The sequence below is a fragment of the Burkholderia sp. AU27893 genome, assembly GCF_002223205.1.
Taxonomy (GTDB): domain Bacteria; phylum Pseudomonadota; class Gammaproteobacteria; order Burkholderiales; family Burkholderiaceae; genus Burkholderia.
This window is the reverse complement of sequence record NZ_NKFD01000001.1, coordinates 1,996,273-2,008,632: the sequence shown is the minus strand read 5'-3', so window position 1 is coordinate 2,008,632 and position 12,360 is coordinate 1,996,273. Positions and strand designations below refer to the sequence as shown.

The window sequence follows — 12,360 nt, the reverse complement described above, 5'->3', positions numbered from 1 at the left end:
CGTACGGGCCGTTCACGCGTGCCGGCCCGCAGCCGCGCTCAGGCCGGCTGCTGTTGCGTCGTGCAGTGGATGCCGCCGCCGCCCGCGGCGATGCCGTCGATGTTCAGTTGGATAATCTCGCGCCCCGGAAACAGGTCGACGAGCGTGTCGCGCGTATTGCGGTCGGCGCGGCTGTCGCCGAACGCCGGCGCGATCACCGCACGATTGCACACGTAGAAGTTGATGTAGCCGGCCGCGAACGCCTCGTTCTCGTATTGATGCCGGACGGACTTCGGCCCCGGCAGCACGACGACTTTCAACGGGCGGTCCTTCGCGTCGGTGGATTTCCGCAGGATCTCCAGATGCTGCCGCGTCACCGCGTGGTCGTATGAAGACGGATCGGTATCGAGCCCGGCCACCACCACACCCGGGCTCGTGAAGCGCGCGTAGAAGTCGGTATGTCCGTCGGTGATGTCCTTGCCCGCGATGCCCGGCAACCAGATGATCTTCTTCAGCCCGAGCAGCCGGCTCAGCTCAGCCTCGCACTGGGCCTGGCTGACGCCCGGATTGCGGTTCCGGTTGAGCACGCAGCTGCGCGTGATGATCGCCGTGCCCTCGCCGTCCACCTCGATGCCGCCGCCTTCGAGCACCAGCCGCGTGTCGAGCAGCCGCGCACCGGCGCGCTCCGCCACGAACGGCGCGACGTCCGCATCCTGGTCGTGCTCCTGCTTGTTGCCCCAGCCGTTGAAATTGAAGCTCACGCCGCCGAGTTGGCCCGACGCGCTCTTCACGAACACGGGCCCCGTGTCGCGCATCCACAGATCGTCGACCGGGTGCTGGACGAGCTCGACCGACGAACCGCACAGCCGCGACGCGATCGCATAGTCCTGCTCGCGCACCAGCATCTTGAGCGGCTCGTGCGCGGCGATCGCCTTCGCGATCGCGGCCAGGTTCGCACGCGCAACGGGCAACAGCCGCGCGCCCCAGATGTCCTCGCTCGGGCCGAACGCCATCCAGGTCGCCGTGTGCGGCGCGCCCTCGTCCGGCATGTGCCAGGTTGCGCCCTGCTGCGCGTGCGCGGTGCGGCCGAGCAACCCGCCCAGCGCGCCGGCGGCCAGCGCCGCCCCCGATACGGACAGGCCGCGTTTCAACAGTTGACGTCTCGTTGTCATGACATTCCTCTTTCGCTTGCCGATCGCTTCGTGTGCTTCGGTGGTTTCAATCGTTCGGCGGCTTCATGATGCGCGGTCACGGCCGCGCCGTCTTGAAGCCGAGCCAGGTCCGGCCTTCCAGACGCATCGCGGCCGGCGATTCGGCGATCGGCGTGAACAACGTCCGCCGCGTCGCCTCGTCCGGATAGATGCCCGGATCGCGTACCAGCGCCGGGTCCATCAGCTTCAGCGCACCCTGGTTCGCATTCGCGTAGCGCGTCGAATTCGAGATCTTCGCGATCACGTCCGGACGCAGGATGTAGTTGATGAACGCATGCGCGTTGTCCGGATGCTTCGCGGAGGCCGGAATGACCATCGCGTCGAACCACATCAGGGTGCCGATCCGCGGAATGTCGTACACCACGTCGCGTTTCGGATCGCGCGCCTTCGCCTTCTGCGCGGCCAGGTTGATCGCGCCGGAGAAGCCGACCGTCACGCACAGCTCGCCGTCGATCAGCTCGTTGGCATCGGACGAATTGACGAACTCGCGGATGTACGGCCGGATCTTCATCAGCATCGCCTGCGCGGCCGCATAGTCCTGCGCGGACGGGTGCATCGGATCGCGGCCGATATAGCGCAGCGCCAGCGGCAGCACGGTGCTCGCGGAGTCCTGCAGGCCCAGCCCGCACTTCGCGGCGACGCGCGCCGCGATCTCGGGCTTGAACAGCAGGTCGAGGCTGTCGGCCGGCAGGTCCTTGCCGAGGATCGCGCGCACCCTGGCGCGGTCGTAGCCGACGCCCACGGTGCCCCACATGTACGGCACGCCGTACTGGTTGCCCGGATCGGATTGCGCCATCTGCTTCAGCAGCGACGGATCGAGATACTTCAGGTTCGGCAGCCGGGTCTTGTCGAGCTTGCGAAACACGCCCGCCTGGATCTGCTTGGCCATGAAGTCGTTGGTCGGCCACACGAGGTCGTAGCCGCTGTTGCCGGTCAGCAGCTTCGACTGCAGCGTCTCGTCGCTGTCGTACGCGTCGTAGCGCACCTTGATGCCGGTTTCCTTCTCGAAGCCGGCCAGCGTATCCGGCGCGAAGTAATTGCTCCAGTTGTACAGGTTCAGCACCTTCTCGTCGTCGGCGCGGGCCGTGCCGGCCAGCACGCACAGCGCGAGGCCCGGCACCGCGAAGCGCAACCCGGCTTTCCGTTTCATCGGGCCTCCTTCAGCGATAACACGACGACACGCCGTCGCTGGTCAGCAACGTGCGGTACATCTCCGGGCGGCGATCGCGGAAAAAGCCCCACGATTGCCGGTCGGCGCGGATCGCGTCGAGATCGAACGTGTGCACGAGCACGGCTTCATCGGTGCGGTTCGCCTCGGCCCGCTTCTCGCCGGTGTGATCCGCGATGAAGCTCGACCCGTAGAACACGCCCGTGAGCCCCTGCTGCGCCGGATTGCCGTTGCCGAAGCCGACTTCGCGGCCGATCCGGTTCGCGGCCACGACCGGCACCATGTTGGCGGCCGCGTGGCCCTGCATCGTGCGCTGCCAGTGGCCGGACGAATCGAACGCACTGCTGAACGGCTCCGAGCCGATGATGGTCGGAAAGCACAGGATCTCGGCGCCCATCAGCGCGAGGCTGCGCGCCGTCTCCGGGTACCACTGGTCCCAGCAGATGCCGATGCCGATCCGGCCGAAGCGCGTGTCCCACACCTTGAAGCCGGTGTCGCCCGGCGTGAAATAGAACTTCTCCGTATAGCCCGGCCCGTCCGGGATATGTGTCTTGCGATAGACGCCGAGCACGCGCCCGTCTGCATCGGCCACGGCGATCGAGTTGTACGCGGCATTGCCCGCACGCTCGAAGAAGCCGATCGGCAGCACGATGCCGAGCTCGCCGGCCAGCGCGGCGAACCGGGCGATCTGCGCGTTGCCTTCGAACGGCTGCGCGAGTTCGAGATGGCGCACGTTCTGGTCGAGGCAGAAGTACGGCATCGCGAACAGCTCCGGGCACAGCACGAGATTCGCGCCCTGTGCGGCGGCCGCGCGGATCAGGCGCTCCGCGGTGGCCATGTTGTCTTCGAGATTCCAGCTGCCCGACGCCATCTGGACGGCGGCGACGGTGATGTGTTTGGACGGCATTGCGATGGCTCCTCGGTGGGATCGGAAACCGCTGACGAAACGTCGCTCAGTGCGCGACGGACGGCTGCTGCTGCGTCGAGCAGTGGATGCTGCCGCCGCCGATCGACAAAGTCGGGATCGGCAGCATCTCCACGTTACGCCCGGGGAACGCGCGGCTGAATGCCTCGTGCGCCGCCTGATCCTGCTCGACGCCGAACGCGGACACGATCACCGCGCCGTTCACCAGAATGTAGTTCGCGTAGCAATCGCAGTAGCGCTCGGAGCCGAAGCGTTCGGTGACGATCGGCGACGGCAGGTCGAGCAGCTCGAAGCGACGCCCCGCCGCATCGGTTGCCAGCTCCAGCGCGCGACGGTTTTCCCGCATCACGTGAAAATAGTCGCCCTGCTCCGGCAGCGCGGTCTGGCACAGCATCCGGCCCGGTGCGATGAACGACGCGATGCCGTCCACGTGCCCGTTCGTCTCCACTTCGTCGGGATTGCCCGGCAGCCAGATGATCTTCTCGACGCCCAGCATCCGGCGCAGCTCCGCCTCGATCTCCGCGCGGCTCAGGTGCGGATTGCGATTCGGATGCAGCAGGCAGCTCTCGGTGGTGACCAGCGTGCCCTGCCCGTCGACATAAAATGCGCCGCCCTCCAGCACCAGGTGCGAATTGAAGATCTCCGCGCCCGCCGCGCGGGCGATGTCCTGCCCGGCCTGCTGGCAGCCGTCGTACGGCTGGTACTTCTCGCCCCAGCAGTTGAAGCGGAACACGGCCGCGCCCAGCCCGCGCCGTTCGCTCACCAGAAAGACCGGCCCGCAGTCGCGCAGCCAGTTGTCCTCCGCCGCGACCGGCAGCACGTCGACGCTCGCGCCGACCATCTCGCGCGCGGCGTCGGCCTGGCTGTGATGCGCGGCCACCACGCAACGCTGGTAACGGGCGATCGTCCGCGCGACCAGCGCGAATTCGCGGCACACCTGCGCGTAGTGGCTTCCCCACAGATCCTCGCGATCGTGCAGAACCGGCCATCCGAGCCACGTGGCATCCATGGATTCCCATTCCGCGGGCATCCGGTAACCGCGCTGGCGAGCATCAAAGCGACCCATCGTTCCGTCTCCGTTGTGATTGATGGCCGATTGTGCGTCAGGTTAAACTTGATGAATATTGATATTTATTGGCCGAATCAATCAATTCACCTCATACCTCGATGCAACGCGTTCCGTCCCTGAAACTGCTGACCGGCTTCGAAGCCGCGGCCCGACTGGGCAATTTCTCGCGGGCGGCCGATGAGCTGCACCTGTCGCAATCGGCGATCAGCCATCAGATCCAGCAGCTCGAAGCACAACTCGGGCAGCCGCTATTCCGCCGGCGCGGCCGCGGCGTCGAACTGACCATCGCCGGCGAGGTTCTGCAGCGCAGCGTGCAGCGCGCGATGGACACGTTGCGCGGCGGCCTCGACCGCATCGCGACCTACCTGAACCCGGGGCTCGTCGTGCTGGTGTGTCCCGCGCCGTTGCTGCACGGCTGGCTGCAGCCGCGCCTCGAGCAGCTGCAGCAGGCGCTGCCCGACCTGTGCCCGCTGTTGTCGACCGACGAAACCGCGCGCTACGTCGACGAGATCGACGTCGACATGACGATCGGCACGCGGCCGATGCTGCAGCCCGGCCTGCTCGATATCCCGTTCATGCGGGACGAATGGGTGACGGTGTGCGCGACGCCGCTGGCGGAACGACTCGAACGCGTGCCGCGCGACGCGCACCCGCTGCACGCGGGCGTCATCTGTCTCGAAGCCAGCCTGACCGACGAGCGCCTGGCGACGGTGTTCCGCGAGCAGCTGTCGGCGTTCCGGATGCATGCGATCTACGACGACCAGCGGCTCGTGCTGGACGCCGTGCTGCGCGGCCGCGGCATCGCGTGCCTGCCGCGCCTCGTCGCGCAGGCGGGCATCGACCAGCGCACGCTGACCGTGCTCGCCGATTACCCGCGCCTGCCCGGCACCACGTGGTGGCTGTCGCGCATGGAAGGCCCGTCACGCTCGCCGATCGTCGAGCGGATGTTCGAATGGCTGGTCGAGCAAGGCAGCCTGTCGAGCGCATCCGATCCGGCACCCGACCACGTGCCGCCGCCCGCGTAATCGCACGCCGCAAAAAAAAAACGTCCCGCCGGGTGGCGGGACGTTCGTCATGATGCGCATGCGCTCGATGCGCACACTGCGCAGCCGATCACGGCTCGTGACGCAGATACCCTTCCTTGCTCGGATCGCGCATCTGCCACGACACGAGCAGCGAGATCGCGCACAGCACGGTCACGTACCAGTAGAAGGTTTCCTCGCTGCCGATCGACTTGAACCACAGCGCGACGTACTCGGCGGAACCGCCGAAGATCGCATTCGCGACCGCGTACGACAGGCCGACGCCCATCGCGCGCACTTCCGGCGGGAACATCTCGGCCTTGATCAGGCCGCTGATCGACGTGTAGAAGCTGACGATCGCGAGCGCGACGGTGATCAGCACGAATGCGGCCACCGGGCTCGTCACGTCCTTCAGCGCATGCATCAGCGGCACCGTGCCGATCACCGCGAACGAACCGAACAGGATCATTGACGTGCGGCGGCCGATCTTGTCGGACAGCGCGCCGAACACCGGCTGCATCAGCATGTAGACGAGCAGCGCGACGGTCATCACGTTGCTGGCCGTCTTCGCATGCATGCCGGCCGTGTTCACGAGGTACTTCTGCATGTACGTCGTGAACGTGTAGAAGATCAGCGAGCCGCCGGCCGTGAAGCCGACCACCGTGAAGAACGCGCCCTTGTGCTGCCACACGCCGCGAATCGTGCCCGCGTTTTTCTTGTCGCGCGATTCGGTCGTCGACGTCTCGTCGAGCGACTTGCGCAGGTACAGCGAGATCAGCGCGGCCGCCGCGCCGACCACGAACGGAATGCGCCAGCCCCACGCCTTCAGTTCGTCGGCCGACAGCGTCTGCTGAAGGATCACGAGCACGAGCAGCGCGCACAGCTGGCCGCCGATCAGCGTCACGTACTGGAACGACGCGAAGAAGCCGCGACGGCCCTTCAGCGCCACCTCGCTCATGTAGGTCGCGCTCGTGCCGTATTCCCCTCCCACCGACAGCCCCTGGAACAGCCGCGCGATCAGCAACAGCGCCGGCGCGAGCGCGCCGATCTGCGCATAGGTCGGCAGCACCGCGATCACGAGCGAGCCGCCGCACATCATCAGCACCGAGATCATCATCGCGTTGCGGCGGCCGTGGCGATCGGCGATGCGGCCGAACAGCCAGCCGCCGATCGGACGCATCAGGAAGCCGGCCGCGAACACGCCGGCCGTGTTCAGCAGCTGCGTCGTCGTGTTGCCGCTCGGGAAGAACGCCGGCGCGAAGTACAGCGCGCAGAACGAGTAGATGTAGAAGTCGAACCACTCGACGAGGTTGCCCGACGAGGCGCCGACGATGGCGAACACGCGCCGCCGGGTGTCATGCGCGGACAGCGCAGCTTGGTCGGTCTGGACGTCCATGGATTGGTCAGTTCCTTTTTAGTGCTTTCTGGGCGAGACGGCTGGGGGCCGCCGCGTGCGATCGTACGTGGCACCGGTTCCGGCGCACGGCGCTACGGAATTTTAGCGAAATGTAAAGTAACGGGCTCTCCGGGTTCGTCCCGATGTAGAAAATTTTTCTCCCGCCACGCGCTCGTCATATGAAAACGCCAGCCGCAAGGCTGGCGTCCGATGCAAACATTCCGCAGGCGACGCTCAGATCCGCACCTCCGGCGGCACGTAGCGGCACTCGTAGCGCTTGCGCACGGTGCCGGCCTCGTCGACGCTTTCCAGGAACACGTCGAATTGCCAGAGCCGCGCCATGTGCTTGAGCACCTCGTCGCTGTCGTTCGACAGGTGGCGGTTGTCGGTCATGAAGTGGCGCAGCGTGAGACTGCGATCCCCGCGCGTATTCACCGCCCACACCTGGATGTTCGGCTCGCGGTGATGGATGTCGTACTGCCGCGACAGCGCCTGCCGTACGTACTGGTAGCCCGAATCGTCGTGGATCGCCGACACCTCGAGCGAATCGCGCATGTCGTCGTCGAGCACCGAGAAGAGCCGCATGTCGCGGATCAGGCTCGGCGACAGGTACTGCGCGATGAAGCTCTCGTCCTTGAAGTTGCGCATCGCGTAGTGCATCGCCGGCAGCCACGGGGTGCCCGCGATCTCCGGAAACCACTTGTAGTCCTCTTCCGTCGGCGCTTCGCAGATCCGCCGGATGTCGCTCATCATCGAGAAGCCGAGCGCATACGGGTTGATCCCGCTGTAGTACGGCTTCGTGACGGGCGGCTGGTAGACCACGTTGCTGTGCGAGTGCAGGAACTCCATCATGAAGCTGTCTTCCAGCTTCCCCTGGTTGTACAGCGTGTTCAGCAGCGTGTAGTGCCAGAACGTCGCCCAGCCTTCGTTCATCACCTGCGTCTGCCGCTGCGGGTAGAAATACTGGCCGATCTTGCGCACGATGCGGATCACTTCCCGCTCCCACGGCTCGAGCAGCGGCGCATTCTTCTCCGCGAAATACAGCAGGTTCTCCTGCGGCTCGGGCGGATAGCGCTCTTCCTGTTCTTCCATCAGCTCGGGCTTCTTGCCCGGCAGCGTGCGCCACAACTCGTTCACCTGCGACTGCAGGTACGCCTCGCGCTCGCGCCGCAGCGCGGCTTCCTTCGACAGCGAAGGCTTCTGCGGCCGCTTGTAGCGGTCGACGCCGTAGTTCATCAGCGCATGGCACGAATCGAGCAGTTCCTCGACGCGATCGAGGCCGTAGCGCTCCTCGCATTCCGCGACGTAGTTCTTCGCGTACACGAGATAGTCGATGATCGCGTGCGCGTCGGTCCACAGCCGGAACAGGTAGTTGCCCTTGAAGAACGAGTTGTGCCCGTACGCCGCGTGCGCGATGACGAGCGCCTGCATCGTCATCGTGTTCTCTTCCATCAGGTACGCGATGCACGGGTTCGAGTTGATGACGATTTCGTACGCGAGCCCCATCTGGCCGCGACGGTAGCTCTTCTCGGTCGACAGGAAATGCTTGCCGAACGACCAGTGACGGTAGTTGACGGGCATCCCGACCGACGCATACGCGTCCATCATCTGCTCGGCGCTGATCAGTTCGAGCTGGATCGGGTAGATATCGAGCTCGTATTGTTCGGCAACCTGCGAGATGTGCGTGTCGTATTCCTCGAGCAGTTCGAACGTCCAGTCGGACGGGCACGGCAGCGGCTTGCGTTCGGCAACGTTCATACGCGCTTCCTTTCGCCCGGAGCCGGGCAAGTCGGCGGCCGGCGGCGGTGGTTCGGCCTGCCCGCGTTGCTGCGATGCGGCAGGGCCGGCCGTGTCGTCGCCGGAGGGGCGCGGCGCGTAGCCGCGCGACTCGTTGTGCAGATGGCGGGTCGTCATGACATTTCCACCTGCTTTTCGAACAATTCGCGAAACACCGGGTAGATGTCGGCAGCCGATTCCACTTTTTTCATCGCGAGATGCGGCTGCGACAAGGCCAGTTGCGCGTATTCCAGCCACAGGTTCTGCTCTTCCGGCGCGACCTGGATATACGCGAAGTAACGCGTCTTCGTGAGGATATCCTCTTCCAGGATTTTGCGACACTTGGGCGAATCGTCGGTCCAGTTGTCGCCGTCGGACGCCTGCGCGCCGTAGATGTTCCACTCGGTCGGCGAGTAGCGCTCGTTCATCACCTTGCGCATCAGCTCGAGCGCGCTCGACACCACCGTGCCGCCGCTCTCGGTCGAATGGAAGAAGGTGTCTTCGTCGACTTCCTCGGCACGCGTGTGGTGACGGATGAACACGACCTCGATGCGCTCGTAGTTCCGCTTGAGGAACAGGTAAAGCAGGATGAAGAAGCGCTTCGACAGATCCTTGCGCTGCTCGTCCATCGAGCCCGACACGTCCATCAGGCAGAACATCACGGCCTGGCTCGACGGTTGCGGCTGCTTCACGCGGTTGATGTAGCGCAGGTCGAACGGATCGATGAACGGAATCCGCCAGATGCGCCCCTTCAGGTGATGGATCTCGGCCTCGAGCACCGCGATCTCCGCGCGCCGGTCTTCCGGATCGCGCTTCATTGCCTCGAGCTGCGCCTCGAGTTCGCGCAACTCGTTGACGAGCGGCGAGCCGAGCGCGATGCGACGCCCGAGCGCGCTGCGCAGCGAACGCACGACGTCGATGTTGTTCGGCGTGCCTTCCGCCGACCAGCCCGCGCGCACGTTCTTCCAGCTCGGCACCGTCAGCAGGTGCGTCTTCACGAGGCGCGGAAGTTCGAGATCGTCGAAGAAGTACTGCATGAACTCGTCACGCGACAACTCGAACACGAAGTCGTCCTGCCCTTCGCCCTCGTTGCTCGCCTGACTGCCGCCCCCGCCCGAGCCGCCCTGCGGACGCGGGATCTTGTCGCCGCGCACGTAGTCCTCGTTGCCGGGGTGCACGTATTCACGACGTCCGCCAGGGGCGTGCCGAAAATTCGGCTCCGCGATGTCCTTGCGCGGAATCGTGATGCTTTGCGTGCTCTGGATATCCTTGATGCTACGGTCGCGCACCGCATCGGACACGGCACGACGAATGTAGTTCTTGACGCGACGCAGAAAGCGTTCGCGGTTGGCGATACTCTTGTTCTTGCCGGCCAGCCTGCGGTCGATGATTTGATGAAGCACTCCCGGTCTCCCGCTCGAAAGTCGATATGCCGGGACGCTCGCCGCACATGCCGTCTCCCGTCATGCGGGCGGCGTCTCTGAAAACACCCGTACGGCGACGCCGTACGGGCGCGGTACCGCGCGTGTCATGACGACTTGCGCACGCGCAGGTACCAGTCGCAAAGCAGCCTCACCTGCTTCGGCGTATAGCCCTTCGCGACCATCCGGTTCACAAAGTCCTCATGCTTGCGCTGCTCCTCCGCCGAACCCTTGGCGTTGAACGAAATCACCGGCAACAGTTCCTCGGTGTTCGAGAACATCTTCTTCTCGATCACGACGCGCAACTTCTCGTAGCTCGTCCACACGGGGTTCTTGCCGGCATTCGCCGCCCGTGCACGCAACACGAAGTTCACGATCTCGTTGCGGTAATCCTTCGGATTACTGATGCCGGCAGGCTTCTCGATCTTCTCCAGCTCCGCGTTCAGCGCGGCGCGATCGAAGCTCTCGCCCGTGTCGTGGTCGCGGAATTCCTGGTCCTGGATCCAGAAGTCCGCATACGTGACGTAGCGGTCGAAGATGTTCTGGCCGTACTCCGAATACGACTCGAGGTAGGCCGTCTGGATCTCCTTGCCGATGAATTCCGCGTAGCGCGACGCGAGCACGTCCTTCACGAAGGACAGGTACTTCTGCTCGGTTTCCGGCGGGAACTGCTCGCGTTCGATCTGCTGTTCGAGCACGTACATCAGGTGCACGGGGTTGGCCGCCACCTCGCTCGAATCGAAGTTGAACACGCGCGACAGGATCTTGAACGCGAAGCGTGTCGACACGCCCGTCATCCCTTCGTCCACGCCCGCGTAGTCGCGGTATTCCTGGTACGACTTCGCCTTCGGATCGGTGTCTTTCAGGTTCTCGCCGTCATACACCTGCATCTTCGAGAACAGGCTCGAATTCTCCGGCTCGTGCAGGCGCGACAGCACCGAGAACTGCGACATCATCTTCAGCGTGCCCGGCGCGCACACGGCTTCGGCCAGCGACGAGTTGCGGATCAGCTTCTCGTAGATCTTGGTCTCTTCCGACACACGCAGGCAGTACGGCACCTTCACGACGAAGATCCGGTCGAGCAGTGCCTCGTTGTTGCGGTTGTTGCGGAACGCCTTCCACTCCGACTCGTTCGAGTGCGCGAGGATGATCCCGTCGAACGGAATCGCGCCGAAGCCCTCGGTGCCCTTGAAGTTGCCTTCCTGCGTGGCGGTGAGCAGCGGGTGCAACACCTTGATCGGCGCCTTGAACATTTCGACGAACTCGAGCAGCCCCTGGTTCGCCAGGCACAGGCCGCCCGAGTAGCTGTACGCGTCGGCGTCGTCCTGCGCGTACTGTTCGAGCTTGCGGATATCGACCTTGCCGACCAGCGACGAGATGTCCTGGTTGTTCTCGTCACCCGGCTCCGTCTTCGCGATGCCGACCTGCCGCAGGATCGACGGATAGCGGCGCACCACGCGGAACTGGCGGATGTCGCCGTTGTATTCGTGCAGCCGCTTGACGGCCCACGGACTCAGGATGTTCTTCAGGTAGCGGCGCGGAATGCCGTACTGTTCCTCGAGGATCGGACCGTCTTCGTCGTAGTCGAACAGCCCGAGCGGCGATTCGTTGACGGGCGAACCCTTCAGCGAATAGAACGGCACGCGCTCCATCAGTTGCTTCAGCCGCTCGGCGATCGACGACTTGCCGCCGCCCACCGGGCCAAGCAGATAGAGGATCTGCTTCTTCTCTTCGAGCCCTTGCGCAGCGTGTCGGAAGTAGGCGACCACCTGCTCGATCACCTCCTCCATTCCGTAGAACTCACGGAATGCGGGATAGACCTTGATGACCTTGTTCGCAAAGATCCGCGACAGGCGCGGGTCGTTGCGGGTATCGATGTGTTCAGGTTCCCCGATTGCTTCCAGCATGCGTTCACCAGCCGTCGCGTACGCGGATGGATCGTTCTTGCAGAGCGCGAGATACTCCTCCAGCGAGAGCTCTTCCTCTCGCGTTTTTTCGAAGCGGTTCGCGAAGCTGCTGTAAATATCCATGCTACCTCCCTCGCCTGAGTCTGAAGACGTGCCTGCCTTCGTACGACTGCGCAGAAGCAAGCGCGTTCGAATTCATCCTAAACCCTTTCTTATTTTTTTTCACGAACTCTTCGTATGAAGTTCGTCATTCTCGACAACACCGCTTGGACAACACATTTCGTCGTTTTACAATCGACCTCCCGAGCCGCAGAAACTGCATCCGTCGCGTCTCGTCGAACAACGGAACGTCTTGTGTGTTGGACATATCCGGCGTCGTCACTTCTCCCCTTCATCCCTATACGTTCGAGCGGTCGTTTTCGACGACACGTTGTGCGCACCGTTACAAATTTTTTTCGCAGCGCCCTTACGGAAATACCCGTACGA

General features: G+C 64.3%; 9 protein-coding genes. 1 reads left to right on the top strand and 8 read right to left on the bottom strand.

What is annotated here, in order from left to right; translation table 11 throughout:
• Nucleotides 1–38: 38 nt before the first annotated feature.
• From CFB47_RS09575 to CFB47_RS09560, 4 genes are all read right to left on the bottom strand, one after another.
• A complete protein-coding gene (locus tag CFB47_RS09575) occupies nucleotides 39–1,151 on the bottom strand; it encodes an agmatine/peptidylarginine deiminase (RefSeq protein ID WP_089461013.1) in 1,113 nt (370 codons plus the stop codon).
• 76 nt (nucleotides 1,152–1,227) lie between these two features.
• Nucleotides 1,228–2,340 (bottom strand): polyamine ABC transporter substrate-binding protein, encoded by a 1,113-nt coding sequence (locus CFB47_RS09570; RefSeq protein WP_089461012.1) that lies wholly within the window; start codon nucleotides 2,338–2,340, stop codon nucleotides 1,228–1,230.
• A gap of 10 nt (nucleotides 2,341–2,350) precedes the next feature.
• Nucleotides 2,351–3,265 (bottom strand): N-carbamoylputrescine amidase, encoded by a 915-nt coding sequence (aguB, locus tag CFB47_RS09565; protein WP_089461011.1) that lies wholly within the window; start codon nucleotides 3,263–3,265, stop codon nucleotides 2,351–2,353.
• A gap of 46 nt (nucleotides 3,266–3,311) precedes the next feature.
• Entirely contained in the window at nucleotides 3,312–4,313 is a 1,002-nt protein-coding gene (locus CFB47_RS09560) for an agmatine/peptidylarginine deiminase (protein ID WP_256946689.1), read from the bottom strand.
• Between the two features lie 137 nt (nucleotides 4,314–4,450).
• Here CFB47_RS09560 and CFB47_RS09555 point away from each other — a divergent pair, with 137 nt between their 5' ends.
• Nucleotides 4,451–5,377 (top strand): LysR family transcriptional regulator, encoded by a 927-nt coding sequence (locus tag CFB47_RS09555; protein ID WP_089461009.1) that lies wholly within the window; start codon nucleotides 4,451–4,453, stop codon nucleotides 5,375–5,377.
• Nucleotides 5,378–5,465: 88 nt separating this feature from the next.
• On the opposite strand, the gene CFB47_RS09550 is transcribed toward CFB47_RS09555, so the two are convergent.
• The 4 genes from CFB47_RS09550 to CFB47_RS09535 all read right to left on the bottom strand — a co-directional run bounded on the left by CFB47_RS09550 (nucleotide 5,466) and on the right by CFB47_RS09535 (nucleotide 11,997).
• On the bottom strand, nucleotides 5,466–6,770 hold the full coding sequence (locus tag CFB47_RS09550; RefSeq protein ID WP_089456164.1) for an MFS family transporter: 1,305 nt from the start codon (nucleotides 6,768–6,770) through the stop codon (nucleotides 5,466–5,468).
• Between the two features lie 234 nt (nucleotides 6,771–7,004).
• Entirely contained in the window at nucleotides 7,005–8,684 is a 1,680-nt protein-coding gene (locus CFB47_RS09545) for a SpoVR family protein (protein ID WP_089440032.1), read from the bottom strand.
• Nucleotides 8,681–9,949, bottom strand: a complete 1,269-nt coding sequence (locus tag CFB47_RS09540) for a YeaH/YhbH family protein (protein WP_089456163.1) — start codon at nucleotides 9,947–9,949, stop codon at nucleotides 8,681–8,683. The genes CFB47_RS09545 and CFB47_RS09540 overlap by 4 nt, the downstream gene beginning before the upstream one ends.
• 125 nt (nucleotides 9,950–10,074) lie before the next feature.
• On the bottom strand, nucleotides 10,075–11,997 hold the full coding sequence (locus CFB47_RS09535; RefSeq protein WP_011351905.1) for a PrkA family serine protein kinase: 1,923 nt from the start codon (nucleotides 11,995–11,997) through the stop codon (nucleotides 10,075–10,077).
• Nucleotides 11,998–12,360 lie beyond the last annotated feature (363 nt).